The sequence below is a fragment of the Streptomyces minutiscleroticus genome (assembly GCF_014650875.1).
In the GTDB taxonomy this organism is placed as follows: domain Bacteria; phylum Actinomycetota; class Actinomycetes; order Streptomycetales; family Streptomycetaceae; genus Streptomyces; species Streptomyces minutiscleroticus.
Genome location: NZ_BMVU01000002.1, coordinates 29,259 through 55,332 on the forward strand (window position 1 = coordinate 29,259; position 26,074 = coordinate 55,332).

The 26,074-nt window shown below is 73.3% G+C and carries 26 protein-coding genes; 15 read left to right on the forward strand and 11 right to left on the reverse strand.

Annotated elements, in window-relative coordinates; genetic code table 11:
- Positions 1-16: 16 nt before the first annotated feature.
- Entirely contained in the window at positions 17-655 is a 639-nt protein-coding gene (locus tag IE271_RS03230; protein WP_190188601.1) for a TetR/AcrR family transcriptional regulator, read from the forward strand.
- Between the two features lie 244 nt (positions 656-899).
- Here the strand turns inward: IE271_RS03230 and icmA are convergent, their stop codons facing one another.
- From icmA to IE271_RS03255, 5 genes are all read right to left on the reverse strand, one after another.
- Positions 900-2,600, reverse strand: a complete 1,701-nt coding sequence (gene icmA, locus IE271_RS03235) for a coenzyme B12-dependent isobutyryl-CoA mutase large subunit (RefSeq protein ID WP_190188602.1) — start codon at positions 2,598-2,600, stop codon at positions 900-902.
- Between the two features lie 129 nt (positions 2,601-2,729).
- On the reverse strand, positions 2,730-3,068 hold the full coding sequence (locus IE271_RS03240) for a DUF3817 domain-containing protein (protein ID WP_190188603.1): 339 nt from the start codon (positions 3,066-3,068) through the stop codon (positions 2,730-2,732).
- Positions 3,069-3,132: 64 nt separating this feature from the next.
- Positions 3,133-3,642 (reverse strand): MarR family winged helix-turn-helix transcriptional regulator, encoded by a 510-nt coding sequence (locus tag IE271_RS03245; RefSeq protein ID WP_190188604.1) that lies wholly within the window; start codon positions 3,640-3,642, stop codon positions 3,133-3,135.
- A 190-nt stretch (positions 3,643-3,832) separates the two neighbouring features.
- Positions 3,833-4,126, reverse strand: coding sequence for an MTH1187 family thiamine-binding protein (locus tag IE271_RS03250; protein ID WP_190188605.1), 294 nt, complete (start codon positions 4,124-4,126; stop codon positions 3,833-3,835).
- On the reverse strand, positions 4,123-4,467 hold the full coding sequence (locus IE271_RS03255; RefSeq protein ID WP_190188606.1) for a DUF3817 domain-containing protein: 345 nt from the start codon (positions 4,465-4,467) through the stop codon (positions 4,123-4,125). The genes IE271_RS03250 and IE271_RS03255 overlap by 4 nt, the downstream gene beginning before the upstream one ends.
- Positions 4,468-4,782: 315 nt before the next feature.
- On the opposite strand from IE271_RS03255, the gene IE271_RS03260 reads away from it, so the two are divergent.
- From IE271_RS03260 to IE271_RS03275, 4 genes are all read left to right on the forward strand, one after another.
- Entirely contained in the window at positions 4,783-5,376 is a 594-nt protein-coding gene (locus IE271_RS03260) for an AIM24 family protein (RefSeq protein WP_229919124.1), read from the forward strand.
- On the forward strand, positions 5,376-6,026 hold the full coding sequence (locus IE271_RS03265; RefSeq protein ID WP_190188608.1) for an AIM24 family protein: 651 nt from the start codon (positions 5,376-5,378) through the stop codon (positions 6,024-6,026). Before IE271_RS03260 ends, IE271_RS03265 begins: the two co-directional genes overlap by 1 nt.
- Positions 6,023-6,814: an AIM24 family protein gene (locus tag IE271_RS03270; RefSeq protein WP_190188609.1), complete on the forward strand. Its 792-nt coding sequence runs from the start codon at positions 6,023-6,025 to the stop codon at positions 6,812-6,814. The genes IE271_RS03265 and IE271_RS03270 overlap by 4 nt, the downstream gene beginning before the upstream one ends.
- Positions 6,815-6,906: 92 nt before the next feature.
- Positions 6,907-7,383 carry a MarR family winged helix-turn-helix transcriptional regulator gene (locus IE271_RS03275; RefSeq protein ID WP_190188610.1) on the forward strand — a complete coding sequence of 159 codons (477 nt, stop codon included), beginning with the start codon at positions 6,907-6,909 and terminating at the stop codon, positions 7,381-7,383.
- Positions 7,384-7,440: 57 nt separating this feature from the next.
- Here the strand turns inward: IE271_RS03275 and IE271_RS03280 are convergent, their stop codons facing one another.
- Positions 7,441-8,895: a sensor histidine kinase gene (locus IE271_RS03280; protein ID WP_190188611.1), complete on the reverse strand. Its 1,455-nt coding sequence runs from the start codon at positions 8,893-8,895 to the stop codon at positions 7,441-7,443.
- Positions 8,892-9,599: a response regulator transcription factor gene (locus IE271_RS03285; protein WP_190188966.1), complete on the reverse strand. Its 708-nt coding sequence runs from the start codon at positions 9,597-9,599 to the stop codon at positions 8,892-8,894. The genes IE271_RS03280 and IE271_RS03285 overlap by 4 nt, the downstream gene beginning before the upstream one ends.
- Before the next feature lie 149 nt (positions 9,600-9,748).
- Here IE271_RS03285 and IE271_RS03290 point away from each other — a divergent pair, with 149 nt between their 5' ends.
- Positions 9,749-10,462, forward strand: coding sequence for a PepSY domain-containing protein (locus IE271_RS03290; protein ID WP_190188612.1), 714 nt, complete (start codon positions 9,749-9,751; stop codon positions 10,460-10,462).
- A 191-nt stretch (positions 10,463-10,653) separates the two neighbouring features.
- On the opposite strand, the gene meaB is transcribed toward IE271_RS03290, so the two are convergent.
- Both meaB and IE271_RS03300 read right to left on the reverse strand, forming a co-directional pair.
- A complete protein-coding gene (meaB, locus tag IE271_RS03295) occupies positions 10,654-11,610 on the reverse strand; it encodes a methylmalonyl Co-A mutase-associated GTPase MeaB (protein WP_190188613.1) in 957 nt (318 codons plus the stop codon).
- A gap of 104 nt (positions 11,611-11,714) precedes the next feature.
- Complete coding sequence (locus IE271_RS03300; RefSeq protein ID WP_190188614.1) at positions 11,715-12,917, reverse strand: acetyl-CoA C-acetyltransferase; 1,203 nt, start codon at positions 12,915-12,917, stop codon at positions 11,715-11,717.
- A 146-nt stretch (positions 12,918-13,063) separates the two neighbouring features.
- On the opposite strand from IE271_RS03300, the gene mce reads away from it, so the two are divergent.
- From mce to IE271_RS03335, 7 genes are all read left to right on the forward strand, one after another.
- A complete protein-coding gene (gene mce, locus IE271_RS03305) occupies positions 13,064-13,504 on the forward strand; it encodes a methylmalonyl-CoA epimerase (protein ID WP_190188615.1) in 441 nt (146 codons plus the stop codon).
- A 305-nt stretch (positions 13,505-13,809) separates the two neighbouring features.
- The gene (scy, locus tag IE271_RS03310; RefSeq protein WP_190188616.1) at positions 13,810-17,658 is read left to right on the forward strand and encodes a polarized growth protein Scy; all 3,849 of its coding nucleotides are present in this window, start codon (positions 13,810-13,812) and stop codon (positions 17,656-17,658) included.
- Between the two features lie 184 nt (positions 17,659-17,842).
- On the forward strand, positions 17,843-18,784 hold the full coding sequence (locus IE271_RS03315; protein ID WP_190188617.1) for a coiled-coil domain-containing protein: 942 nt from the start codon (positions 17,843-17,845) through the stop codon (positions 18,782-18,784).
- Between the two features lie 76 nt (positions 18,785-18,860).
- The gene (locus IE271_RS03320) at positions 18,861-19,826 is read left to right on the forward strand and encodes an ABC transporter ATP-binding protein (protein ID WP_190188618.1); all 966 of its coding nucleotides are present in this window, start codon (positions 18,861-18,863) and stop codon (positions 19,824-19,826) included.
- Between the two features lie 2 nt (positions 19,827-19,828).
- Positions 19,829-20,599, forward strand: a complete 771-nt coding sequence (locus IE271_RS03325) for an ABC transporter permease (protein WP_190188967.1) — start codon at positions 19,829-19,831, stop codon at positions 20,597-20,599.
- A 240-nt stretch (positions 20,600-20,839) separates the two neighbouring features.
- The gene (locus tag IE271_RS03330; protein ID WP_190188619.1) at positions 20,840-22,051 is read left to right on the forward strand and encodes an ABC transporter ATP-binding protein; all 1,212 of its coding nucleotides are present in this window, start codon (positions 20,840-20,842) and stop codon (positions 22,049-22,051) included.
- Positions 22,048-22,896, forward strand: coding sequence for an ABC transporter permease (locus tag IE271_RS03335; protein WP_190188620.1), 849 nt, complete (start codon positions 22,048-22,050; stop codon positions 22,894-22,896). Before IE271_RS03330 ends, IE271_RS03335 begins: the two co-directional genes overlap by 4 nt.
- A gap of 10 nt (positions 22,897-22,906) precedes the next feature.
- On the opposite strand, the gene IE271_RS03340 is transcribed toward IE271_RS03335, so the two are convergent.
- Positions 22,907-23,239, reverse strand: coding sequence for an Rv1322 family protein (locus IE271_RS03340; protein WP_190188621.1), 333 nt, complete (start codon positions 23,237-23,239; stop codon positions 22,907-22,909).
- Between the two features lie 221 nt (positions 23,240-23,460).
- On the opposite strand from IE271_RS03340, the gene IE271_RS03345 reads away from it, so the two are divergent.
- The gene (locus IE271_RS03345) at positions 23,461-24,489 is read left to right on the forward strand and encodes an LLM class flavin-dependent oxidoreductase (protein WP_190188622.1); all 1,029 of its coding nucleotides are present in this window, start codon (positions 23,461-23,463) and stop codon (positions 24,487-24,489) included.
- Positions 24,490-24,614: 125 nt separating this feature from the next.
- Here IE271_RS03345 and IE271_RS03350 read toward each other — a convergent pair whose 3' ends face one another.
- Entirely contained in the window at positions 24,615-25,007 is a 393-nt protein-coding gene (locus tag IE271_RS03350) for an SCO5389 family protein (protein ID WP_190188623.1), read from the reverse strand.
- Between the two features lie 378 nt (positions 25,008-25,385).
- Here IE271_RS03350 and nucS point away from each other — a divergent pair, with 378 nt between their 5' ends.
- A complete protein-coding gene (gene nucS / locus IE271_RS03355) occupies positions 25,386-26,057 on the forward strand; it encodes an endonuclease NucS (protein ID WP_190188624.1) in 672 nt (223 codons plus the stop codon).
- The last annotated feature ends 17 nt before the right edge of the window (positions 26,058-26,074 follow it).

Genomic DNA, 26,074 nt, shown 5'->3' on the forward strand with positions numbered 1-26,074 from the left:
CGGTATGGTCGCGAACATGCAGAACCGCACCTCGGCCGGCCACCGGACGGGGCGCCCGCGCAGCGCCGCCGCGGACGCCGCGATCCTGGAGGCGACCCGGGCCGCGCTGATCGAACTGGGCTGGTCGAAGCTTACGTTGGGGGACGTGGCGCTGCGCGCGGGCGTCGCCAAGACGACGCTCTACCGCCGCTGGGCGGGCAAGAACGAGCTGGTCGTGGACGCGGTGGCGGAACTCTTCGACGAACTGGAGCTGCCCGACCGGGGCAGCCTGCCTGCGGACGTCGAGGGCGCGGTGCTGCAGTTCGCGACGGTCCTGGACCGGCCGGAGACCAGGACGGCGCTGATGGCGGTGGTGGCCGAGGCCACCCGGGACGAGCCGCTGCGCCGGCGCATCCGCGCCTCCATCGTCGACTGCCAGAAGCAGCTCGTCCTGGAGGGCCGCGCCCGGGCTCAGGCCCGCGGGGAGCTGCCCGCCGAGGAGGACCCCGAGGCCGCGGCCCGCACGGCGGACCTGATCTTCGACATGGTGGCGGGCGCGGTGGTGCACCGCACCCTGGTCAGCGGCGAGCCGGTGGACCCCCGGTGGGCCCGCTCCTTCACCCGCGTCCTGCTGCTGGGCCTCGCGGGGGCGGCGGAGGCGGCCGCCCAGGACTGAGCCGGGGCTCGCGCGGATGCGCGCCCGCGGCGGACGCGGGCCCGCGCGCACCGGCCACGGTTGTACGGCCACGCGCACCGGCCGCGGACGTACGGCCGCCCGAGCCCCGGCTCCATGGACGCACGGCCACGGGCGTACGGCCACGGACGCGCGGTCGCGGGCGGCTCCTGCGCGGCGGGGCGGCGGGCACGTCGCCGTGGTCGCCTCCCCGCCGCACGGGCCCGTCCCGGCCGGGACGGTGCGGCTAGAACCCCGCCGGCTCCGTGTACACCCCCCACTCGTCCCGCAGCGCGTCGCAGATCTCGCCGAGGGTGGCCTCGGCGCGGACCGCGTCCAGCATGGGGGCGATCATGTTGGAGCCGTCACGGGCGGCGGCCAGCATCGCGTCCAGGGCGGCGCGCACGGCCGCGTCGTCCCGGCCCGCCCTGCGGCCGGCCAGGACGCGCACCTGCTCGCGCTCCACCTCGTGGCTGACGCGCAGGATCTCCAGGTCGCCGGTGACCGAGCCGGTGGCGACGTTGACGCCGACGACCTTCTTGTCGCCCTTCTCCAGCGCCTGCTGGTAGCGGAAGGCCGACTCGGCGATCTCCCCGGTGAACCAGCCGTCCTCGATGCCGCGCAGGATGCCCGAGGTGATGGGCCCGATCGGGTGCCGCCCGTCGGGGTGCGCCCGCAGCCCCCGCTCCTTGATCTGCTCGAAGATCTTCTCGGCGTCGGCCTCGATCCGGTCGGTCAGCTGCTCGACGTACCAGGAGCCGCCCAGCGGGTCGGCCACGTTGGCGACGCCGGTCTCCTCCATCAGCACCTGCTGGGTGCGCAGGGCGATCTCGGCGGCCTGCTCGGAGGGCAGGGCGAGGGTCTCGTCCAGGGCGTTGGTGTGCAGCGAGTTGGTGCCGCCGAGGACGGCCGCGAGCGCCTCCACGGCCGTGCGGACGACGTTGTTGTACGGCTGCTGGGCGGTCAGCGAGACGCCGGCGGTCTGCGTGTGGAAGCGCAGCCACTGGGCCTTCTCGGCGCGCGCGCCGTACACCTCCTTCATCCAGCGCGCCCAGATCCGTCGGGCCGCGCGGAACTTGGCGATCTCCTCGAAGAAGTCCACGTGGGCGTCGAAGAAGAAGGACAGGCCGGGGGCGAAGACGTCCACGTCGAGGCCGCGGCTGAGCCCCAGCTCCACGTAGCCGAAGCCGTCGGCGAGGGTGTACGCCAGCTCCTGCGCGGCCGTCGCCCCGGCCTCGCGGATGTGGTAGCCGGAGACGGACAGCGGCTTGTAGGCGGGGATGTGCCGCGCGCAGTGCTCCATCAGGTCGCCGATGAGCCGCAGGTGCGGCTCGGGCTGGAAGAGCCACTCCTTCTGCGCGATGTACTCCTTGAAGATGTCCGTCTGGAGCGTGCCGTTGAGGACGGACGGGTCGACGCCCTGCCGCTCGGCGGCGACGAGGTACATGCAGAAGACCGGCACGGCGGGCCCGGAGATCGTCATGGACGTCGTGACGTCGCCCAGCGGGATGTCCTTGAACAGGACCTCCATGTCGGCCGCCGAGTCGATCGCGACCCCGCAGTGGCCGACCTCGCCGAGCGAGCGCGGGTCGTCGGAGTCGCGCCCCATCAGCGTGGGCATGTCGAACGCGACCGAGAGGCCGCCGCCGCCCGCGGCGAGGATCATCTTGTAGCGCTCGTTGGTCTGCTCGGCGTTGCCGAACCCGGCGAACTGCCGGATGGTCCAGGTCCGGCCCCGGTAGCCGGTCGGGTACAGCCCTCGGGTGAAGGGGTACTCCCCCGGCCAGCCGATCCGCTCGAATCCCTCGTACGTGTCACCGGGGCGCGGACCGTACACGGGCTCCACGGGATCGCCGGAGAGCGTGGTGAAGTCGGCCTCACGCTTGCGTGCGGCGTCGTAGCGGGCCTGCCAGCGTCGGCGGCCCTCCTCGATGGCGTCAGCGTCCATACCCTCGAATTTACTAGGACGTCCTAGTAAATGTCGATGGTTCACCGCCACGGGCTGCGGCGCCCGCGGCGGCGGGAGATCGAGAGCGGTGCCGGTGGGGAGCGGGCGCCCCCGGGGGCGCCCGGTGCGTCAGGCCTTGGCGGTCACGGGCGCGTCGTCCGCGACCTTCGGCTCCAGCTCACGGCTGACCTTGCGCTCCACGAAGAACGCGGCGGTGGGGATGGTGCCCGCGAGCAGCACCCACAGGAGCTTGCCGACCGGCCACTTCGCCTTGGAGCCCAGGTCGAAGGCGAAGATCAGGTAGACGACGTACAGCCAGCCGTGCGCGACGCTGACGACGCGGGTGAAGTCCGTGGCCCCGTCCAGGTCCAGCAGGTACTTGCCGATCATGCCGAGAGTCAGCAGCACCAGCAGCACACCGGTGACGTAGGCCATGACGCGGTAGCGGGTCAGCACGCTCTTCTTCATGGCTACGAGCGTAACCGTCCGGCGGGACGATCTTCCCGCGCCCCCGCGCGGGGGCGCGGGCGCGTCACTCCTCCTCGAAGTCGCGCGCCGCCACCCGCAGCGGCCGGAACATCGCGAAGATCTCCGCGCACTCCTCGGCGTCGTACACCCCGAGCCCGAAGTCCATCGCCATCAGGTCGCGGGTCGCCGCGTCGCAGACCTCGCGGCCCTTCTGCGTGATGCAGGCCAGCGTGCCGCGGCCGTCGTTGGGGTTGGGCCGCTTGTCGACCAGGCCCGAGCGCACCAGGCGGTCCACGGTGTTCGTCACGGACGTGGGGTGCACCATGAGCCGCTCGCCGATCTTGGACATCGGCAGCTCGCCCTCCTTGGAGAAGGTGAGCAGGACCAGCGCCTCGTAGCGCGCGAAGGTCAGCCCGTACGGCTTGACCACGGCGTCGACCTCGGCGAGGAGGATCTGGTGCGCCCGCATGATCGAGGTGATCGCGGCCATGGAGGGCACCGACCCCCAGCGCCGCTTCCAGAGCTCGTCGGCGCGGGCGATGGGATCGAAGGGGAGACTGAGCGGCTTCGGCACGGCATCAGACCTTACCGGCCGGTCACATGGTGATCAGCCCCGTCTCGCTTTTCGGTCGCGTCATCTCGGGCCGTGCGGCGGGAACGGCGCGTTCCCGTCGCCGCGGCCGGACCGGGCGCAGGAGCAGGGCGCCGGTCAGGGGGCACGAAAGGACCCCGGCCCCCGGGGCCGGGGTCGAAAGCGGTGCCGGTCAGCCGGCGAGGTGGCGCTCCACGGTCTCCACCTTGGCGGTGAGGCCGTCGGTCACGCCGGGGCGGATGTCCGCCTTCAGCACCAGGGAGACCCGGGGCGCGCGGGCCTCGACGGCGGCGACGGCGCGCCGGACGACGTCCATGACCTCGTCCCACTCCCCCTCGATCGAGGTGAACATGGCGTCGGTGCGGTTCGGCAGCCCGGACTCGCGGACCACCCGGACGGCGTCGGCGACGTACTCGCCCACGTCCTCGCCGACGCCCAGCGGCGTCACGGAGAAGGCGACGATCACGCGTTCACGACCCCCTCGCGGCGGGCGCGGGAGGCGATCACCGCGTCCTCGGCCTCGCGCTTGAGGCGGCGCTCGGCGAAGAAGCCGCCGGTCGGCAGCACGGAGAGGACGAAGTACAGGGCGGCGGTGCCCACCGGCCACTTGGCGCGGTTCCAGGCGTCGGCCCAGAAGAGCACGTACAGGATGAACAGCACGCCGTGGACCGCGCCCATCACGGGCACCGCGTTGAAGTCCGTCGTCCGCTTCAGTACGGAGCAGACGAGCAGCAGCAGGAAGGAGATGGCCTCGGGGGCGGAGACCAGGCGGAGGCGGCGGAGGGCGGAGGCGGTCTTGATGTCCACGGATCACCTTCAGAAAGTGGGGTCGGCACTCTTGTGAACGCAGGCACAAGCGTCCGGTCCATTGTGGCATTGCGCGGGGGGCCTCCGTGGCGGGGGTGCGGGCGGGGGCGGAGGCCGAGGTCACCCGGGCGGGCGGGGCGCGGGCAGGGCACGGGCGGGCGTCGTACCGCAGGCGGAGACGTACCCGGTGGGGTCTCGGGGGCGGCCGCGGGCCGGGATCGTCCGCGCGTATCTGTCCGCGGGCCGCGGGCGGCGGTTACCTTCGTCCGCGTGGCAACGTTCCGACTCCAAGGCAGCAAGGTGCTGGCCGTCGACATGACCGGCGACGCCGTGAAGGCGAAGAACGGCTCGATGGTCGCCTACGACGGGCAGATGGCCTTCAAGAAGCTGAGCGGCGGCGGTGAGGGCCTGCGCGGCATGGTCACGCGCCGCATCACCGGCGAGCAGATGACCGTGATGGAGGTGAAGGGGCACGGGACCTGCTGGTTCGCGGACCGGGCCAGCGAGATCAACCTGGTGGACCTGCGGGGGGACAGGCTCTTCGTCGAGTCGAGCAACCTGCTCGCGACGGACGCGGGGCTGCGCACCGGCACGTCGTTCACGGGCCTGCGCGGCGCCTCCCAGGGCAACGGGCTGTTCACGACGACCGTCGAGGGCCACGGGCAGGCGGCGCTCCTGTCGGACGGCCCGGCGGTGGTGCTGCGGGTGAGCGCGCAGTACCCGCTCACGGTCGACCCCGGGGCGTACATCGCGCACCAGGGGAACGTGCGGCAGTCCTTCCAGTCCGGCGTGACGTTCCGCACCTTCATGGGCGAGGGCGGCGGCGAGGCATTCCAGATCCGCTTCGAGGGCGACGGGCTCGTCTACGTCCAGCCCTCCGAGCGCAACACGATCGCGGGGGACGTCTGATGCCCTTCAGGGAGATCAACTCCAAGATGGTCGAGGCCACGGTCGTACCGGGGCAGCGCCTGTTCAGCCAGCGCGGCGCGATGCTCGCCTACAGGGGCGAGGTGTCCTTCACCCCGAACATGCAGGGCGGCCAGGGCGGGATCATGTCGATGATCGGCCGCCGCGTGGCGAACGAGGCCACCCCGCTCATGACCGTCGAGGGCAGCGGGACCGTGCTGTTCGGGCACGGCGGCCACCACGTCCAGGTGATCGAACTCGCGGGCGACACCCTCTACGTGGAGGCGGACCGGCTGCTCGCCTTCGACGGCGCCCTGGAGCAGGGCACGATGTTCATGGGCTCGCAGGGCGGCGTCATGGGCATGGTGCGCGGGCAGGTCACAGGCCAGGGCCTGTTCACCACGACCCTGAGGGGGCACGGCTCGGTCGCCGTCATGGCGCACGGCGGCGTCATCGAGGTGCCGATCACCCCGCAGCGCCCGGTCCACGTCGACCCGCAGGCGTACGTGGCGCACCACGGCGACGTGCGCAACAAGCTGTCGGCGGCGCTCGGCTGGCGCGACATGGTGGGGCGCGGCTCGGGCGAGGCGTTCCAGCTGGAGCTCAGCGGCAGCGGCGCGGTGTTCGTCCAGGCCTCGGAGGAGAAGCTGTGAACGCGTACGGAGCCCCGGGGCCGGTCGTCCACGACCCCACGACCCTGCCGGCGGACGACAACGTCGACGCCTACACCTTCTGCGTGGAGCTCAAGGGGAGCCAGTGGTTCCTGCAGAAGGGCAAGATGATCGCCTACTACGGCACGATCGACTTCAACGGCGTCGGGCACGGCCGTCTCGACCGTCTCGTGCGCACGAGTTTTCATTCGCCGTTGCACGCGAGCGACTGGGTCGTCGCGGAGGGCTCGGGCAAGATGCTCCTGGCCGACCGGGCCTTCGACGTCAACTCCTACGACCTCGACGACGGCAATCTGACCATTCGCTCCGGCAATCTCCTCGCTTTTCAGCCAAGTCTCGCGTTGAAGCAATCCATCGTGCCGGGGTTCCTGACGCTGATCGGGACGGGAAAGTTCGTGGCGGCGTCCAACGGCCCGGTGGTCTTCATGGAGCCGCCGATCCGCGTCGACCCGCAGGCGCTGGTCGGCTGGGCGGACTGCCCCTCGCCCTGCCACCACTACGATCACGGCTACATGACGGGCGTCATGGGCGGTCTACGTGCACTGACGGGCATCGGCGGGGCCTCCGGCGAGGAGCACCAGTTCGAGTTCGTGGGCGCGGGCACCGTCCTGCTGCAGTCCTCCGAGGAGCTGATGGCGGAACAGAACACCGGCGTGGTGCCCCCCGGGGACGGCGTACCCGGCGGGGTGGCCGGGCAGCACGGACAGCAGTCCGGCGCACCGCGCCTTCCCGGACAGCTGGGTGACCTCCAGCGTCGCTTCGGGCTGTGAGCGGTAGTCTGCGGAGTGTGACATCGAACGCGTGCGCACTGTCACACCACTCTCACTAGTTCGCCTTTCAACATTTTAGGTAGACTGCATCCATGGAGACCGAGACGGCCACGCGCTGGCTGAACGACGCGGAGCAGGGCGCCTGGCGCACCCACCTGGAGGTCAACAGGCTGTTGACGTACCAGCTCGAGAAGGACCTCCAGCCGTTCGGCCTGACCATGAACGACTACGAGATCCTGGTGAACCTCTCCGAGTCGGAGGACGTACGGATGCGGATGAGCGACCTCGCGGCCGCCACCCTCCAGTCCAAGAGCCGCCTCTCGCACCAGATCACCCGTATGGAGAGCGCGGACCTCGTGCGCCGCGAGAACTGCGAGTCCGACCGCCGCGGCCTGTACGCCGTCCTCACCGAGCACGGCCTGGAGACCATGAGGAAGGTCTCGCCACATCATGTCGCGTCGGTGCGGCGGCACTTCATCGACCTGCTGCCGCCCGACTCGCTGGAGGAGCTGCACAAGGCGCTGGCACCCATCGCCGAGCACCTGCGGGGGCACCGGGGCCGCCCCTGAGCGGCCGCCCGGCCGGCCGCGACGCCCGAAGGACCGGGCCGGGGCCGGACGGACGGCCTAGTGCCGTGACCGGGCCGAGGGCAGGCGGAGCTCGAACAGGGCTCCGCCCGCGGGCGCTTCGCGCACCGTGAGCGAGCCGCCGTGCCGCTCGGCGACGTCCCGGGCGATGGCGAGCCCCAGGCCCGCCCCGCCGTCGTCGCGCGCGCGGGCGTCGTCCAGGCGCACGAAGCGCTCGAAGACCCGCTCCCGCTCGGCGGGCGGCACCCCCGCCCCGTCGTCGGCGACGCCGAGCACCGCCCGGCCGTCCCCGGTCCGCACGGAGACGGTGATCCGGGACCGGGCGTGCCGCTGCGCGTTGTCCAGCAGGTTGCCCAGCACCCGCGCCAGCTGCCCGCGCGAGCCGGTGACCTCGGCGGACACGCCGTCCGCGAGGTCGAGGTCCACCGGCACGCGGTCCGTCGTGCGCTGCGCCAGCTCCTCGCGGGCCAGCGCCGCCAGGTCCACCCGCCCGTCCTGGGGCCGCTCCCCCGCGTCGAGCCGGGCCAGCAGCAGCAGGTCGGCGGCCAGCCGCTCCAGCCGTACGGTGTCCTCGACGGCGCCCGCCACGTCGAGGAGGCCGGGGTGCGCGGCGCCCACCTCCAGCTGGGTGCGCAGCGAGGCGATGGGGCTGCGCAGCTCGTGCGAGGCGTCGGCGACGAACCGCCGCTGCCGCTCCACCGAGCGCTCCAGCGCGGCCAGCGTCTCGTTGGTGGTCCGGGCCAGCCGCGCGACCTCGTCGTGCGTGTCCGGCACCGGCACGCGCCGCGCCAGGTCCTCGGAGGCGGTGATCGCGGCCATCTCGGCGCGGATGCCCTCCACGGGCCGCAGCGCGCGCCGGGTCACCAGCCAGGTGACGGCGGCGACGACGGCCAGCAGCAGCGGGAAGCCGATCAGCATGACCGTCTGGGCCGTGCGCACCGCGCTCTGCTCCGCGGCGAGCGGCGCCCCGGCGTACACGGTGAGCGTGCCGCGGTCGTCCGTCTCCACCTGGACGGCGGCGAATTGGTAGTCGGCCGTGTCGTCGCCGATGGTCGCCGAACCGCCCGTGTGGTCCGCCTCGTCGGCGATCTCACCGGGCTCCAGGCCACCGCCGGTCCCGTCGTCGTCCGCCGCGTCCTCGTCGCCGTCCGCGTCGCGGCCGGCCGTGGCCGCGGTCCGCGGCACCACCCGGTCGGTGCCGGTGCCGCTGATCCGCCGCAGGTCCTCGCTGACGGCGACCACCCGCCCGGAGGCGTCGACGACCTGGACCGGGGTGTCGTCGTCGTCCAGCGACAGGTCGCCGTAAGGGGTGCCGAGGGCGATGTCGGAGGCGACCTCCCGCGCGGCGCGCTCCGCCTCCGCGTTGGCCTGGTCGGTCAGGTTGGCCCCCAGGGACAGCAGCACGGCGATGCCCGCGGCGGTCAGCGCGACGGCGACCACCGCGCTCGCGGCGAGGGTGGCCCGGGCCCGTACGGAGCCGATCAGGCGCCTCACCGCTCCTCCAGCCGGTAGCCCGCGCCGCGCACGGTGCGGATGAGGTCCGCGCCGAGCTTGCGGCGCAGCGTGCTGATGTACACCTCGACGATGTTGGGGTCGCCCTCGTAGGCGAAGTCCCAGACGTGCTCCAGGATCTCGGCCTTGGAGACCACCTCGCCGGCCCGCACCACGAGCTGCTCCAGGACGGCGAACTCCTTGGTGGTGAGCACGACCTCCTCCTGCGCGCGGAAGACGCGCCGGGCGGCGGTGTCGACCCGCAGGTCGCCGAGCACGTGCAGCGGCGAGCCCCCGGTGGTCCCGCGCCGGCGCAGCAGCGCCTTCACCCGCGCGACCAGCACGACGTACGAGAACGGCTTGGTGAGGTAGTCGTCGGCGCCGGTGTCCAGGCCCTCGGCCTCGTCGTACTCGCCGTCCTTGGCCGTGAGCATCAGGATCGGCACGTCGTTGCCGGCGGCGCGCAGGGCGGCGCACACCCGGTAGCCGTTCAGGCCCGGCAGCATGATGTCGAGGACGACGAGGTCGTACGCGCCCTCGCCGGCCCGCTGCAGGCCCTCCAGGCCGTCGTGGACGACGTCGACGGCGTACCCCTCGGCCGTCAGGCCCTTGGCCAGCGACAGGGCGAGACGCCGCTCGTCCTCGACGATCAGCAGGCGGTGGGGGCGGCGCCCGGTGTCGGCGGGGGCGGGGCGGTGACGGGACATGGACATGCGTACAGCCTCGCAAAACGAAGCTGAAGAACCCTTCAGGCTCCTTCAGGCGCGCTTCAGCGACCCTTCGGCACGGTGGATGACGTCGCACACCGATGCATCCGGCACGTCCGGTGCATCCGACGCCTACGGGAGGAACACTCATGAAGCGCAACATCGTGATCGCCACCGTCGCCGCCGCGGCCCTGATCGGCGGCGGTACGGCCACCGCCCTCGCGGTGACGGACGACGGCACGGCGTCCGCCCGGCCGTCGGAGGAGCGGACGGACGGCGGCGCGCGGGCCGGGACGACCGCGGACCGGGACGACGACCGCGACGACCGCGACGACGGCCGGGACGACGCGGACGACGACCGCGACGGACGGGACGGCACGGACGACGACACCGCCGCGTCCGCCGCTCCGGGCGGGGTGACGGCGGCCGAGGCCATCGAGGCGGCGCTGCGGGACACCTCCGGCACGGCCGTCTCCGCCGACCTGGACGACGACGGCGGCCGCACCGCGTGGGACGTCGACGTTCTGGGCGGCGACGGCACCTGGCACAGCGTCCGGATCGACCCGGACTCCGCGAAGGTCCTGGACTCGCGGAAGGAGACCGGCGAGGACGACGACACCGCCGAGGTGCGGGCCGCGCTGAAGGGCTCGTCGACCACCGCCGCCGAGGCGGCGAGGGCGGCCGCCGCGAAGGGCACGGTCACCTCGGTCGACCTGGACGACGACGGCACGCCGGCCTGGGAGGCCGAGACCCGCGCGAAGGACGGCACGGAGCGCGACTGGCGCGTGGCCCTCGACGGCGACCGCGTGACGCAGGAGCGGGCGGACCGCGACGACGCCGCGGACGACGGCGACGACGACTGACGCACCGGCCGCCCGGCGCACTCCCCCGGACCCACGTCCCGGCCGCCGCACCCCGGCCCGCGCCCCGCGCGTCCCCACGGCGCCGCGCCCCCGGCGCCACGACGGCCCGGTGCCCCGAAGGCCGCGCACCGCGGCCGCCGGGGCGCCGGGCCGCCCGGCGTGGTGCCTCAAGGCCCGTCCGTACGGGCCCCTCAGTTCTCCGTCAGGCCCGCCACCAGCTCGTCCGCCGCGCGGTACGGATCCGTCTCACCGCTGACGATGCGCTCGGCGAGGGCGCTCAGGCGGCGGTCGCCGCGCAGGTCGCCGATGCGCTCGCGCAGCGCCGTGACGGCGATCGTCTCGACCTCGCGGGCCGCGCGGGCCCGCCGCCGCCCGTCGAGGACGCCGCGTTCGTCCATCCACGCGCGGTGCTTCTCCAGCGCCTCGACGACCTCGTCGACGCCCTCCCCGCGCGCGGCGACCGTCTTCACGATCGGCGGCCGCCAGTCGCCGGGTGCCCGGGACTCCCCGAGGCCGAGCATGTGGTTGAGCTCGCGGGCGGTGGCGTCGGCCCCGTCGCGGTCCGCCTTGTTGACGACGTACACGTCGCCGATCTCCAGGATCCCGGCCTTGGCCGCCTGGATGCCGTCCCCCATGCCGGGGGCCAGGAGCACCACGGAGGTGTCGGCCTGGGAGGCGATCTCCACCTCGGACTGGCCCACGCCGACCGTCTCGACCAGGATCACGTCGCAGCCCGCGGCGTCCAGCACCCGGATCGCCTGCGGCGCGGCCCACGCGAGGCCGCCGAGGTGGCCGCGCGTCGCCATGGAGCGGATGTAGACGCCGGGGTCGGAGGCGTGCTCGGACATCCGCACCCGGTCGCCCAGCAGCGCGCCGCCGGAGAACGGCGAGGACGGGTCGACGGCGAGCACGCCGACCCGCCTGCCCTGCTTGCGGTACGCGGTCACCAGCGCCGACGTGGAGGTCGACTTGCCGACGCCCGGCGAGCCGGTGAGCCCGACGACGTACGCCCCTCCGGTCAGCGGCGCCAGCGCCGCCATCACCTCGCGCAGCTGCGGGGACGCTCCCTCCACCAGGGAGATGAGCCGGGCCACGGCCCGCGGCCTGCCCTCCCTGGCCTGGGCCACCAGCGTGGGGACGTCCTGCATCACAGCTCCGTTCCGGGTCGTGCCGAGAAGACGTACAGACGGGCAGTCGGACCACTGCCACACGTACCAGTGGACGTACGAGGCGTACCGTTCGTGCCCGGAGGTCAGGCCCGGGGCACGCGCAGGATCAGCGCGTCGCCCTGCCCGCCGCCGCCGCACAGCGCGGCCGCGCCCACCCCTCCGCCGCGCCGCCTCAGCTCCAGCGCGAGGTGCAGCACGAGCCGGGCGCCGGACATGCCGATGGGGTGGCCGAGCGCGATGGCGCCGCCGTTGACGTTCACCTTCTCGGAGGTCACGCCGAGGTCCTTCATGGACTGCACGGCGACGGCCGCGAACGCCTCGTTGATCTCGATGAGGTCGAGGTCGGCGACGTCCAGGCCCTCCTTGGAGAGGGCGTGCCGGATGGCGTTGGAGGGCTGCGACTGCAGCGAGTTGTCCGGTCCCGCGACGTTGCCGTGGGCGCCGATCTCGGCGATCCACTCCAGGCCCAGCTCCTCGGCCCTGGCCCTGCTCATCACGACGACCGCCGCGGCGCCGTCGGAGATCTGCGAGGACGAACCGGCGGTGATCGTGCCGTCCTTCGCGAACGCCGGGCGCAGTTTGGCCAGCGACTCCGCGGTGGTCTCGGCGCGGATGCCCTCGTCCTTGCTGAACAGGACGGGCTCGCTCCTGCGCTGCGGGATCTCGACCGGGGTGATCTCGGCCTCGAAGATCCCGTTCTTCTGGGCGGCGGCGGCGCGCTGGTGGGAGAGGGCGGCGATCTCGTCCTGCTCGGGGCGGAGGATGCCCAGGCGCGTGTTGTGCTTCTCCGTGGACTCGCCCATGGCGATGCCCTCGAAGGAGTCCGTCAGGCCGTCGTGCGCCATGGCGTCGAGCATCTCGATCGCCCCGTACTTGTGCCCCTCGCGGGACCCGGGCAGCAGGTGCGGCGCGTTGGTCATGGACTCCTGGCCGCCGGCGACGACGACGTCGAACTCGCCGGCGCGGATGAGCTGGTCGGCGAGGGCGATGGCGTCGAGCCCCGACAGGCAGACCTTGTTGATCGTCAGCGCGGGCACGTTCATGGGGATGCCCGCCTTGACGGCGGCCTGGCGGGCCGGGATCTGCCCCGCACCGGCCTGGAGCACCTGGCCCATGATCACGTACTGCACCTGGTCGCCGCCGATCCCCGCACGGTCGAGGGCGGCCTTGATCGCGAAGCCGCCGAGGTCGGCTCCGGAGAAGGACTTCAGGGAGCCGAGCAGCCGTCCCATCGGGGTGCGGGCACCCGCGACGATCACGGAGGTGGTGCTGTTCGTTCCGGACATGAGGAGCGGTCCCCTTCCAGCTTGTGCAGCCGAGGAGTGAACGAGGGTTTACTCGAATGTACTGAGCGGTACGCACGCCGTCATCCGGGCGGAAGTGTGATCGCGCGCACGTTGCGTAACCGCCCCGGGAGCGCTGCACTGTGGGCATGCTGACGCGCATCGACCACATCGGGATCGCCTGCTTCGACCTCGACAGGACCGTCGAGTTCTACCGCTCGACGTACGGGTTCGAGGTCTTCCACACGGAGGTGAACGAGGAGCAGGGCGTCCGCGAGGCCATGTTGAAGATCAACGAGACCTCCGACGGCGGCGCCTCCTACCTCCAGCTCCTGGAACCCGTCCGCGAGGACTCCACCGTCGCGAAATGGCTGGCCAAGAACGGCGAGGGCGTCCACCACATCGCCTTCGGCACCGCCGACGTCGACACCGACGCGGCGGACATCAAGGACAAGGGCGTACGGGTCCTGTACGACGAGCCGCGCCGCGGCTCGATGGGCTCGCGCATCACGTTCCTGCACCCCAAGGACTGCCACGGCGTCCTGACCGAACTGGTCACTTCGGCTCCCGTCGAGTCGGAAGGGCACTGACGTCCGTACTGCACGGTGCGGGGCCGTGGCGGCCACGGTCCCGCACCGTCTGCGCGAGCCCCAGCCGGAAAAGGCGGTTGGCCAGGCCCCGCGGTGCATCGGGCCCGGTAGGGTTGGGGTCGGTCGTCGCCACATCGGGGCGACCGCGGGCCGGGGTCCGGGTTTCGGGGGACGGGCGGGCGAGCGTCGGGGCATCAGCCCATGCTCCGCCGCTGATCTGACACCATTCCCCGGGGGCACCGTTCGGCGGATGGACGGAGCTCGTATGGACAGACGTGCGACCAGGGGACGGATGGGACCGCGCAGTGCGGGGCTACGAACGCCAGGAGCGAGAGCCGGCGGCTGACGTCGACCACCTCTCTCGGTTCGAGGCCGAGATGGAGCGGCTGAAGACCGAGCGGGAGAAGGCCGTCCAGCACGCCGAGGACCTCGGCTATCAGGTCGAGGTGCTGCGCGCCAAGCTGCACGAGGCACGGCGCGCCCTCGCGTCCCGTCCTGCCTACGACGGCGCCGATCTCGGCTACCAGGCCGAGCAGTTGCTCCGCAACGCCCAGATCCAGGCCGACCAGCTGCGCCAGGACGCCGAGCGCGAGCTGCGCGAGGCGCGCGCCCAGACGCAGCGCATCCTCCAGGAGCACGCCGAGCAGGCCGCACGGCTGCAGGCGGAGCTGCACCAGGAGGCGGTCACCCGCCGCCAGCAGCTCGACCAGGAGCTGGCCGAGCGCCGGCAGACCGTCGAGTCCCACGTCAACGAGAACGTGTCGTGGGCCGAGCAGCTGCGCGCCCGCAGCGAGCAGCAGGCCCGCCGCCTGCTGGACGAGTCGCGCGCCGAGGCCGAGCAGGCGCTCGCCGCCGCCCGCGCCGAGGCCGAGCGGATCGCCGCCGAGGCCCGGCAGCGCATGCAGGCGGACGCCGAGGCGGCGCGCGCGGAGGCCGACGCGCTGCTGCGCCGCGCCCGCGCGGACGCCGAGCGGATGCTGAACGCCGCCTCCACCCAGGCGCAGGAGGCCACCGACCACGCCGAGCGGCTGCGCAGCGCCGGCGCCGCCGAGTCGGACGCCGCGCGCCGCCAGGCCGCCGAGGTCAGCCGGGCCGCCGAGGAGCGGATGTCCGAGGCCGAGGCGGCGCTGCGCAAGGCCAGGGCCGAGGCGGACAAGGTGGTCGCCGAGGCCAAGGAGGCCGCGGCCAAGGCCCTGGCGAGCGCCGAGTCCACGAACGAGCAGCGCACGCGCACGGCCAAGGAGCAGGTCGCCCGCCTGGTCGGCGAGGCCACCAAGGAGGCGGAGGCCACCAGGGCGGACGCCGAGCAGATCGTCGCCGACGCCCGGGCCGAGGCGGAGAAGATCGTCGCCGAGGCCGCCGAGAAGGCCCGCACGATCACCGCCGAGGAGACCGCCTCCCAGCTGTCCCAGGCGGCCCGCACCGCCGAGGAGGTCCTGAACAAGGCCTCGGAGGACGCCAAGAAGACCACGAAGGCCGCCGCCGAGGAGGCCGAGCGCATCCGCAAGGAGGCGGAGGCCGAGGCGGACCGGCTGCGCTCCGAGGCGCACGACATCGCGGAGGAGCTCAAGGGCGCCGCGAAGGACGACACCAAGGAGTACCGCGCCAGGACCGTCGAGCTGCAGGAGGAGGCGCGCCGGCTGCGCGGCGAGGCCGAGCAGCTGCGTGCGGACGCCGTCGAAGAGGGCGAGCGGATCCGCTCCGAGGCGCGGCGCGAGGCCGTCCAGCAGATCGAGGAGGCCGCCAGGACCGCCGAGGAGCTGCTCGCCAAGGCCAAGGCCGACGCGGACGAGCTGCGCTCCACCGCCACCGCCGACAGCGAGCGGGTGCGCACGGAGGCCATCGAGCGCGCCACGACGCTGCGCCGGCAGGCCGAGGAGACCCTGGAGCGCACGCGCACGGAGGCCGAGCGGCACCGCGCCGAGGTCGTCGAGCAGGCGGAGTCGCTCAAGGCGGAGGCCGAGCAGGCCGCGGCCGAGCTGCGCGAGGAGACCGAGCGCGCCGTCACCGCCCGCCGCGAGGAGGCCGAGCAGGAGCTCACCCGGCTGCGCACCGAGGTGGAGGAGCGGCTGGCCGCGGCCGAGCAGGCGCTGACCGACGCCCGTACGGAGGCGGAGCGCATCCGCCGCGAGGCCGCCGAGGAGACCGACCGGCTGCGGGCGGAGTCCGCCGAGCGCATCCGCACCCTGCAGGCGCAGGCGGAGACGGAGGCCGAGCGGCTGCGCACGGAGGCCGCCGCGGACGCGTCCGCCTCGCGCGCCGAGGGCGAGGCCGTCGCCGTACGGCTGCGCTCGGAGGCCGCCGCCGAGGCCGAGCGGCTGCGGACCGAGGCCCAGGAGAGCGCCGACCGCGTGCGCGCGGAGGCGCAGGCCGCCGCCGAGCGGCTGGACGCCGAGGCCGCCGAGGCGCTGTCCGCCGCCCGGGAGGAGGCCGCGAGACGCCGCCGCGAGGCCGAGGAGCTGCTCGGCTCCGCCCGGCAGGAGGCCGACCAGGAGCGCGAGCGGGCGCGCGAGCAGAGCGAGGAGCTGCTGGCCTCGGCGCGCAAGCGCGTGGAGGAGGCGCAGGCCGAGGCCGCGCGGCTGGTCGAGGAGGCGGACCGGCGGGCCGCGGAGCTGGTGTCGGCCGCCGAGCAGACCGCCCAGCAGGTGCGCGACTCGGTCGCCGGGCTGCACGAGCAGGCCCAGGAGGAGATCGCCGGGCTGCGCTCGGCCGCCGAGCACGCGGCGGAGCGCACGCGCACCGAGGCGCAGGAGGAGGCGGACCGGGTCCGTGCCGACGCCTACGCGGAGCGGGAGCGCGCCGCCGAGGACGGCACCCGCGTGCGGCGCGAGGCGCAGGAGGAGGCCGAGGCCGCCAAGGCGCTGGCCGAGCGCACGGTCGCGGACGCGATCGCCGAGTCCGACCGGCTGCGCACGGAGGCCACCGAGTACGCCCAGCGGGCGCGCACGGAGGCCGCCGACACCCGGGCGGGCGCCGAGCAGGACGCCTCCCGCACCCGGGCGGAGGCCCGCGAGGACGCCAACCGCATCCGCTCGGACGCGGCCACGCAGGCCGACACCCTGATCACCGAGGCGACCGCCGAGGCCGAGCGGCTCACCTCGGAGACGGCCGAGGAGGCCGAGCGGGTGCGCGCCGACGCGGTGGCGAAGGCCGAGCGGCTGATCGCGGACGCGACCGGGGACGCCGAGCGGCTGCGCGCCGAGGCGGCCGAGACGGTCGGTTCCGCGCAGCAGCACGCCGAGCGGCTGCGCACGGAGGCGGAGCGGGCCAGGGCCGAGGCCGAGGCGGAGGCCGAGCGCGTCACGGCGGCCGCCCGCGAGGAGGCCGAGCGGACGCTGGACGAGGCCCGCAAGGACGCCAACAAGCGGCGTTCGGAGGCTGCCGAGCAGGTCGACAAGCTGATCTCGGAGACCGCCGTCGAGGCCGACAAGCTGGTCGCGGAGGCGCGCCAGAGCGCGCTCAAGACGACGGCGGACGCCGAGGCGCAGGCCGACACGATGGTCGGCGCGGCGCGCAACGAGGCCGAGCGCCTGGTCACCGAGGCGACGATCGAGGGCAACGGCCTGGTGGAGCGGGCCCGTACGGACGCCGACGAACTGCTGGTCGGCGCGCGCCGGGACGCCACCGCCATAAGGGAGCGGGCGGAGGAGCTGCGCGACCGGATCACCTCCGAGATCGAGGAGCTGCACGAGCGGGCCCGCCGCGAGTCGGCCGAGGCGATGAAGTCGGCGGGCGAGCGCTGCGACGCGCTGGTGAAGGCCGCCGAGGACCAGCTGGCGGAGGCCGAGGCGAAGGCGAAGGACATGCTCGCCGAGGCCAACTCCGAGGCGAGCAAGGTGCGCATCGCCGCCGTGAAGAAGGCCGAGGGGCTGCTGAAGGAGGCCGAGCAGAAGAAGTCCGCGCTGGTGGGCGAGGCCGAGCGGATCAAGGCCGACGCCGAGGCGGAGGCCAGGCGTACGGTCGAGGAGGGCAAGCGCGAACTCGACGTGCTGGTCCGCCGCCGCGAGGACATCAACGCGGAGATCTCCCGCGTCCAGGACGTCCTGGAGGCACTGGAGTCCTTCGAGGCGCCGTCAAGCGGAAAGGACGGCGGCGTCAAGGCGGGGGCGACGGTCGGGGCGCCCCGTTCGGGTGGGAAGTCGTCGGATGGCTAGCCAAAACGGTCAGTCTCGTGCTTTGGACGAATCATCCGCACAGGCTCTGGCAAGCACTCCGACAGTTAGCCACCAAAAAGGGTGTCATTCTCCAGATCGATATGGCTTCCGCTCGATGACACGCCGCTTTGACCCCTAGGATTCCATCTATCACCTCACACCGGTCTCAGTTGACAGGAACCCCATGAGCGACACTTCCCCCTACGGCTTCGAGCTTGTGCGGCGTGGGTACGACCGCGCGCAGGTGGACGAACGCATCTCGAAGCTCGTCTCCGACCGTGACAGCGCTCTGGCCCGGATCACCGCTCTCGAGAAGCGCATCGAGGAGCTGCACCTCGAGACGCAGAACGCCCAGGCCCAGGTGACCGACGCGGAGCCGTCGTACGCCGGCCTCGGCGCCCGCGTCGAGAAGATCCTGCGTCTCGCCGAGGAAGAGGCCAAGGACCTGCGAGAGGAGGCCCGCCGCGCGGCCGAGCAGCACCGCGAGCTGGCCGAGTCGGCCGCCCAGCAGGTGCGCAACGACGCCGAGTCGTTCGCCGCCGAGCGCAAGGCCAAGGCCGAGGACGAGGGCGTCCGGATCGTCGACAAGGCGAAGAGCGACGCCTCCGCGCTGCGGGCCGAGGCTCAGAAGGACGCGCAGTCCAAGCGCGAGGAGGCCGACGCCCTCTTCGAGGAGACGCGCGCCAAGGCCGCCCAGGCCGCCGCGGACTTCGAGACGAACCTCGCCAAGCGCCGCGAGCAGTCCGAGCGCGACCTCGCCTCCCGCCAGGCCAAGGCCGAGAAGCGGCTCGCCGAGATCGAGCACCGCGCCGAGCAGCTGCGCCTGGAGGCCGAGAAGCTGCGCACGGACGCCGAGCGCCGCGCCCGCCAGACGGTCGAGACCGCCCAGCGCCAGGCCGAGGACATCGTGGCCGACGCGAACGCCAAGGCGGACCGGATCCGTTCGGAGTCCGAGCGCGAGCTGGCGGCCCTCACCAACCGCCGCGACTCGATCAACGCGCAGCTGACGAACGTCCGCGAGATGCTGGCGACGCTGACCGGTGCGGCCGTGGCCGCCGCCGGCACGCCGTCCACCGACGACGAGCCGGTCTCGCGCGGTGTCCCGGCCCAGCAGTCCTCCCGGTAACACCGCCTCGCGCGTGCGCGAAGCCCCCTGCCGCTTCCCGGTGGCAGGGGGCTTCGTCCCGTTCTAGCGTGGCCGCATGATCGAGGTCGAGGGGCTGACCAAGCGCTACGGCGAGAAGGTCGCGGTGAACGGGCTGACGTTCACCGTGCGCCCGGGCGTCGTCACCGGCTTCCTGGGCCCGAACGGCTCCGGCAAGTCCACGACGATGCGGATGGTGCTCGGCCTCGACCGGCCCTCCGCCGGCGCCGTCAGGATCGACGGACTCCCCTACGGCCGGCTCCAGGACCCGCTGCGGCACGTGGGCGCGCTGCTGGACGCCAAAGCCCTGCACGGCGGCCGCAGCGCCTTCCACCACCTGCTGGCGCTCGCGCAGAGCAACGGCATCCCCCGCTCCCGGGTGGACGAGGTCCTCGACACCGTCGGCCTGACGGCGGTCGCCCGCAAGAAGGCCAGGGGCTTCTCCCTCGGCATGGGCCAGCGGCTCGGCATCGCGGGCGCGCTGCTCGGCGACCCGCGGATCCTCATGTTCGACGAGCCGGTCAACGGCCTCGACCCCGAGGGCATCCACTGGATCCGCACCCTGATGAAATCGCTGGCCGCGCAGGGCCGCACGGTCTTCGTCTCCTCCCACCTGATGAGCGAGATGGCGCTGACCGCCGACCACCTCGTCGTCATCGGCCAGGGCCGGCTGCTCGCCGACACCTCCATGGCCGACTTCATCCGGCACAACGCGCGCTCCTACGTCCGGGTCCGCTCCCCGCAGCGCGAGCAGCTGCTCGACGTGCTGCGCGCGGCCGGGACCGTCCCCGTCGAGGCGGGCGGCGGCGTCCTGGAGGTGGACGGCGCGGCCGCGGAGCGGATCGGCGAGCTGGCCGCGCGGCACGGGATCGTGCTGCACGAGCTGAGCCCGCGGCAGGCCTCGCTGGAGGAGGCGTTCATGCGGCTGACGGCGGAGTCGGTGGAGTACCACGCGCGCGCGGAGACCTCTTCCGGCGGCTGGGGAGACGCCGGCGGCGGCCGGGGCGGCGGGAAGGTGACGTGACGGTGGGCGCGGTCCGGGTGCTCCGGTCGGAGTGGACCAAGGTCAGGTCGGTGGCGTCCACGGCGTGGACGCTGGGCCTCGCCGTGGTCGTCACCGTCGGCCTCGGCGTGCTCATCTCGGCGCTCGTGCGCAGCGAGTGGGACGACATGCCGGCGCGGGAGCGGGTCGCCTTCGACGCGACGTACGTCAGCTTCGCCGGGACGAGCCTGGGCCAGCTGGCGATGATCGTGTTCGGGGTCCTCGTGGTGTCGAGCGAGTACAGCACCGGCATGATCCGCACCTCGCTGGCGGCGGTTCCGCGGCGCGGTGTGTTCCTGGCCGCCAAGGTGGCGGTGGCCACCGCGCTCGCCCTCGTCGTCGGCATGGTCACCAGCTTCGCCGCGTTCTTCGCCGGGCAGGCGGCCCTGGGCGGGCACAGCACCTCGCTCGGCGGGCCCGGCGTGCTGCGCGCGGTGGTCGGCGGCGGCCTCTACATGACCCTCATCGCGGTGTTCTCGATGGGCGTCGCGGTGATGCTGCGCGGCCCGATGCTGTCGCTGGGCATCCTGATGCCGTTCTTCTTCCTGATCTCCAACGTCCTCGGCAACGTCTCCGCCACCGAGAGGATCGGCCGCTACCTGCCCGACCAGGCCGGCGGCAGGATCATGCGGGTGGTCACCGCGCCCGGCGACGACACCCCGTACGGCCCCTGGGGCGGGCTCGGCATCATGGCCCTGTGGGCCGTGGCGGCCCTGGCGTGCGGGTACGCGCTCCTGAGGAAGCGGGACGCGTAGCCCCCACGGCCCCGCGCCCCCGGCTCCCCCTGCCCGCAAGCCATGATCGTTTCCCGGTCGCGCCCCTGACCAGGCAGGACGCGTACCTGACAAGCAACCACGGGTGGAATACCCGGTATGGGACGTGTGACCTGCGGCGATTTACTTCTCTTTCTCCGGAACCGTCAGCGCCTCGATAAGCTCCTAACCCTTACGGGGGCGTGCGCCCCGACGTCCGGAACCTTTCGATGGGTGCGCAGCATGATCGAGGCAGTCGGCCTGACGAAGCGCTACGGCGCCAAGACGGCCGTGTACAACCTTTCCTTCCAGGTACGGCCGGGCCACGTCACCGGCTTCCTCGGGCCCAACGGCTCGGGCAAGTCCACGACGATGCGGATGATCCTCGGCCTGGACAACCCCACCGCGGGCCACGTGACGATCGGCGGCCACCCGTTCCGCAAGCTGCCCAACGCGGCCCGGCACGTCGGCGCCCTGCTCGACGCCAAGGCGGTGCACGGCGGCCGGCACGCCCGCAACCACCTGCTCAGCCTCGCCCAGCTGTCGGGCATCCCGGCCCGCCGGGTGGACGAGGTGCTGGGCGTGGTCGGCCTGCAGGACGTGGCGCGGAAGCGCTCCAAGGGCTTCTCGCTCGGCATGGGCCAGCGGCTCGGCATCGCGGCGGCGCTGCTCGGCGACCCGCAGGTGCTGCTCTTCGACGAGCCGGTCAACGGCCTCGACCCCGAGGGCATCCTGTGGGTGCGCAACCTGATGAAGTCCCTGGCCGCGGAGGGTCGCACGGTCTTCGTCTCCTCCCACCTGATGAGCGAGATGGCGCTGACCGCCGACCACCTCGTCGTGATCGGCCGCGGCCAGCTGATGGCCGACATGAGCGTCAAGGACTTCATCGCGCACAACTCCGCCGGCTTCGCCCGGGTGCGCACCCCCGACACCGAGCCGCGCCTGCGCGAGAAGCTGACCTCCGCGCTGACCGAGGCCGGCGGCCAGGTGCTGCCCGAGCCCGACGGCGCGCTGCGCGTCACCGGGCTGGCGCTGCCGCGCATCAGCGACCTCGCGCACGAGGCGGACGTGCGCCTGTGGGAGCTGTCACCGCACCAGGCCTCCCTGGAGGAGGCGTACATGCGCCTGACCCAGGGCGCGGTCGACTACCGCTCCACCACCGACCCGCGCTCGGGGCTGCAGCAGGAGCCGCCGCCGGGCGCCCTGCCGCCGCCGGAGATGCCGGTGCCGGGACAGGGCCAGCCGGGCTGGTACGCCCCGCCGCCGCCCCAGCAGGGCGGGCAGCCCTTCGCCATGCCGCAGGCGCAGCCGCCCGCGGGCCCGTACGGGGCCGCCCCGGCCGGACCGCCCGCCGCGGGACGGCCCAACCCCTACGCCCAGCCGCCACAGGCGCCCGCGCGGCCGCCCGCCGCCGCGCCCGCCCCGGAGCCGACCCAGCAGAAGGACGCCCGATGACCACGCCTCCCTCCCCGCCGCAGCAGCCGTACGCCGCGCCCGGTCCGCAGGCGGCGTCCGGCACGCCGTACACGTACACCTCGCCCATCCCGGTCGTCCGCACCCACCTCGGCCACGCCCTCGCCTCGGAGTGGACGAAGATCAAGTCGGTGCGCTCGACGATGTGGACGCTCGGCGTCTTCCTGGGGCTGGTGATCGGCATCGGGTTCCTGGTCGCCGCCCAGACGGGCGACCAGGAGTACGGCGACGTCCCGTACACCCTGCCGGCCTTCTTCGGCCTGATCCTCGGGCAGATCTGCCTGATCACGCTCGGCGTGCTGGTGGTCTCCTCGGAGTACGGCACCGGCATGATCCGCACGACGTTCACGGCCTCGCCGCAGCGCCACCGGGTGCTGACCGCCAAGCTGCTGGTGTTCTTCGCGGTCGCGTTCGTCGTCTCGGCCCTCGCCATCGCCCTGGTCGGGCTGTTCACCGAGGCGACGCACAGCGGGGCGGGAGGCGTCGCCTGGGGCGGCACGGTCGTCAAGGGCGCGCTGTACGTCTCGCTCCTCGGCGTGCTCGCCCTCGCGGTGGGCTCGATGCTGCGCCACTCGGCGGGCGCGATCACCGCGATGCTGGGCCTCGTCCTGGTGCCCGCGATCATGCCCGCGTTCCTGCTGCTGTCGCAGAGCCTGCGGCCGGTCGGCGAGAAGATGCTGGACTACAACGCCCCGAACGCGCTGGCCAAGATCTTCCACATGGGCGAGGCGAACGAGACCGGCACCGCGCAACTGGTCCTGCTGGCGGTCGTGACGGCCGCGGCGATCGCGGGCGCCTTCGCGCTCCTGGAGCGGCGCGACGTCTGAAGCCGCCCCTTCAGTACCTGGGGGCGTTCCGGGACCGCTGCGCCCGCGTGGTGCGGCGGTCCTTCGCGTTCCAGCACGCCTTGTGCCAGTGCCGCCGGTCGTCCACGCCCGCGTACTGCGGCCAGGCGACCACGTGCGGGACGCCGGAGGGGATCGACTGGTCGCAGCCGGGGCAGCGGTACGTCTTGCCCTGCGTGCTCGCGCCCGCCACATGGCGTACGCACCAGTCCTCGCCCTGCCACGTCTCGGTGACGTGCCAGCCGCCGTAACGACCGGACCTGTCCTCGTCCGCGCTCGGTCCTGACAGGCCGGCGCCCTTGGGTCGGTTGCGGCGCGGGGACACGGGACACCTCACGGATTCGTCGGGAACGCAGGGACGCGTCCAGCGTACGCGGCGTCACCAGGGCGACGTGTATCACACCGGTTCCCCCACATCTCCCCCGGCGATCGCCTCGTTCTCCGGACAATCCGTCAATCTCACCGAGCGGCCGTGTCCTTGGCACGTGCCAGACGGTTATTCCGTTCGGGGAAGCCGCGTCGGCCCCGAGGGAGGCAAGGAGTCTGATGCGCATCGGAAGTTTTGTCCTGGCGGCCCAGTTCCCTGGGCAGGGCCAGGGAGAGGCCCTGCACCGCGCGGTGCGCTCGGCGCAGGTCGCGGAGGAGGCCGGGCTCGACTCGGTCTGGCTGGCCGAGCACCACTTCGTGCCGTACGGCACCTGCCCGTCGGCCGTCACGCTCGCCGCGTTCCTGCTCGGCGGCACCCGCCGCATCCGGGTCGGCACGGCCGTCAGCGTGCTGCCGACGGCGCACCCCGTGGCGCTCGGCGAGCAGGCCGCGCTGCTGCACGCCGCGTCCGGCGCCCGTTTCTCGCTGGGCGTGGGGCGCGGCGGCCCGTGGGTGGACCTGGAGGTCTTCGGCGCGGGTCTCAGGGCGTACGAGGAGGGGTTCCCGGAATCACTCGACCTGCTGCTGCGCTGGCTGCGCGAGCCCCACGTCGGGGCGGCGGGGGAGCGCTTCGCCTTCCGCGAGGTGCCGGTGGTCCCCCGCCCCTCGGAGGCGCTCGCGGGCGGCCCCGGACCGGAGGTCGTCGTCGCGTGCACCTCGCCGGCGAGCGTCCGGCTGGCCGCCGCGCGGGGCCTGCCGATGCTGCTCGGCATGCACGTCGGGGACGAGGAGAAGGCGGAGATGGTCGCCCTGTGGCGGCAGTGCGCGCGCGAGGCGGGCCGGAGCCCGGAGGAGATCGACGGCGCCGCGCATGTCTCGGCGGGGGTCGCGCAGATCGCCGACCGCCGCACGGACGCGGTCGAGACCCTGCTGAAGGCGATGCCGGGATGGCTGAAACAGGGGCTGGACGCCCATGTGACGGTGGACGGCCGCGCCCGCGCCAGGCGCGACCCACTGGCGTACACGGAGCTGCTGTGCGGGCTGCACCCGGTGGGGACCCCCCGGCTGTGCGCGGACCGGCTCGCGGCGACCGCCGAGCGCACGGGCATCTCGCGCTTCGCCCTGCTCGTGGAGGGCTCGGGCGACCTGGCGGCCACGGAGGAGAACGTGCGGCGGCTGGGCGCGGACGTGCTGCCGCGGCTGGTCTGAGCCGCCCGCCGGCCGGGTCCGTCGCACCGGGCCCGCGCACGGCGGCGCGCACGACGCACGGCCTGCCGCTGCGCTGCAGTGGCACCTCCCGCGCAGGGAGCGGCAGGCCGTGCGGCGCTCCCGCCTCAGCAGTCCCGGAGCTCCGGGGACTGGTTCAGCAGCTGGCTGCGTACCGAGGTGAAGCGGGCCAGGGTCTCGTCGACCGAGGCGTCCAGCGGGAAGACCGCCACCCGGTGGCAGTTCTGGAAGGCCAGCCGTACTCCGAAGTGCCGCTGCAGCGCACCGCGGATCGCGTCACTCGCGAGCGCACGCAGCAGCTGGCCGCGTGCCTGCTCGTCCGGCGGCGGCGTCTGGTTGTCGGCGAACGCTCCGCCGTCGACCTTCAGCTGGGCCACCAGAGAGCTGATCATCTCCCATGCGTAGGGCAGGGAGGTCCGGACGCAGTCGACGAATGCTGCCTCGTCGACCTCGCCTCGCTCGGCCTGTTCGAGTAGGGCCGGTGAGACGTCCAGCGACATGGGTTCTCCTCTCGCACCCCCGGATGCTGCGGGGGTTGGCGGACAGGGCAGGAGACAGCGACTCCGGACACGCTGTGTGCACGGACCGCGACCTCCCGCTCATACCGTAAGCACGGTGGCGGGGGCCGCACCAGGACGCGGGGGCGACGGTTCCGCTCCCATGGGCGCACAATTGGCCACTTTCGTACGGTGGCCGCGGGCCGGCGCCCGCACCGCCGGGGCCCCTTCCGCCCGGCGGGCACGGGGCGGCGCCGCGGGTGCGGCGGCCCTCCGCGCACCGCGCGGCCGGGGGCGCGACGGCGCGCAGCGGGGCCGGAAACAGCCGGGACGCACGGGCGGATCGCGTGCACCCGGGACAGTCGAGTAGCGTTGCCGACCATGCGTCTCGTCATTGCCCGATGCTCCGTTGACTACGCGGGCCGGCTCACCGCCCACCTCCCGTCGGCACCCCGCCTGATCCTGGTGAAGGCGGACGGCAGCGTCTCGATCCACGCGGACGACCGGGCCTACAAGCCCCTCAACTGGATGTCGCCGCCCTGCACCCTGAAGGAGGGTTCGGGCGACGACGAAGGCGTCTGGACCGTCGTGAACAAGGCGGGCGAGAAGCTCATCATCACGATGGAGGAGGTCCTGCACGACTCCTCGCACGAACTGGGCGTCGACCCGGGCCTGATCAAGGACGGCGTGGAGGCGCACCTGCAGGAGCTGCTGGCCGACCGCATAGAGACGCTCGGCGAGGGCTACACGCTGATCCGCCGCGAGTACATGACGGCCATCGGACCGGTGGACATCCTGTGCCGGGACGGCAGCGGCCAGACGGTCGCCGTGGAGATCAAGCGGCGCGGCGAGATCGACGGCGTGGAGCAGCTCACCCGCTACCTGGAGCTGCTGAACCGCGACCCGCACCTCGCACCGGTGCGCGGGATCTTCGCGGCCCAGGAGATCAAGCCGCAGGCCCGGGTGCTGGCCACGGACCGCGGCATCGGCTGCACCGTCCTGGACTACGACGCGCTGCGCGGCATCGAGGACGACAAGCTGCGGCTGTTCTGACGGGCGCCCGGCGACGG

What these genes read in the sequence shown, in the direction of transcription:
- IE271_RS03230 (WP_190188601.1), top strand. Translation starts at nt 17, where the DNA reads ATGCAGAACCGCACCTCGGCCGGCCACCGGACGGGGCGCCCGCGCAGC.
- icmA (WP_190188602.1), bottom strand. Translation starts at nt 2,600, where the DNA reads ATGGACGCTGACGCCATCGAGGAGGGCCGCCGACGCTGGCAGGCCCGC.
- IE271_RS03240 (WP_190188603.1), bottom strand. Translation starts at nt 3,068, where the DNA reads ATGAAGAAGAGCGTGCTGACCCGCTACCGCGTCATGGCCTACGTCACC.
- IE271_RS03260 (WP_229919124.1), top strand. Translation starts at nt 4,783, where the DNA reads ATGACCGGCGACGCCGTGAAGGCGAAGAACGGCTCGATGGTCGCCTAC.
- IE271_RS03265 (WP_190188608.1), top strand. Translation starts at nt 5,376, where the DNA reads ATGCCCTTCAGGGAGATCAACTCCAAGATGGTCGAGGCCACGGTCGTA.
- IE271_RS03275 (WP_190188610.1), top strand. Translation starts at nt 6,907, where the DNA reads ATGGAGACCGAGACGGCCACGCGCTGGCTGAACGACGCGGAGCAGGGC.
- IE271_RS03285 (WP_190188966.1), bottom strand. Translation starts at nt 9,599, where the DNA reads ATGTCCCGTCACCGCCCCGCCCCCGCCGACACCGGGCGCCGCCCCCAC.
- IE271_RS03290 (WP_190188612.1), top strand. Translation starts at nt 9,749, where the DNA reads ATGAAGCGCAACATCGTGATCGCCACCGTCGCCGCCGCGGCCCTGATC.
- meaB (WP_190188613.1), bottom strand. Translation starts at nt 11,610, where the DNA reads ATGCAGGACGTCCCCACGCTGGTGGCCCAGGCCAGGGAGGGCAGGCCG.
- IE271_RS03300 (WP_190188614.1), bottom strand. Translation starts at nt 12,917, where the DNA reads ATGTCCGGAACGAACAGCACCACCTCCGTGATCGTCGCGGGTGCCCGC.
- mce (WP_190188615.1), top strand. Translation starts at nt 13,064, where the DNA reads ATGCTGACGCGCATCGACCACATCGGGATCGCCTGCTTCGACCTCGAC.
- IE271_RS03315 (WP_190188617.1), top strand. Translation starts at nt 17,843, where the DNA reads ATGAGCGACACTTCCCCCTACGGCTTCGAGCTTGTGCGGCGTGGGTAC.
- IE271_RS03320 (WP_190188618.1), top strand. Translation starts at nt 18,861, where the DNA reads ATGATCGAGGTCGAGGGGCTGACCAAGCGCTACGGCGAGAAGGTCGCG.
- IE271_RS03330 (WP_190188619.1), top strand. Translation starts at nt 20,840, where the DNA reads ATGATCGAGGCAGTCGGCCTGACGAAGCGCTACGGCGCCAAGACGGCC.
- IE271_RS03335 (WP_190188620.1), top strand. Translation starts at nt 22,048, where the DNA reads ATGACCACGCCTCCCTCCCCGCCGCAGCAGCCGTACGCCGCGCCCGGT.
- IE271_RS03345 (WP_190188622.1), top strand. Translation starts at nt 23,461, where the DNA reads ATGCGCATCGGAAGTTTTGTCCTGGCGGCCCAGTTCCCTGGGCAGGGC.
- IE271_RS03350 (WP_190188623.1), bottom strand. Translation starts at nt 25,007, where the DNA reads ATGTCGCTGGACGTCTCACCGGCCCTACTCGAACAGGCCGAGCGAGGC.
- nucS (WP_190188624.1), top strand. Translation starts at nt 25,386, where the DNA reads ATGCGTCTCGTCATTGCCCGATGCTCCGTTGACTACGCGGGCCGGCTC.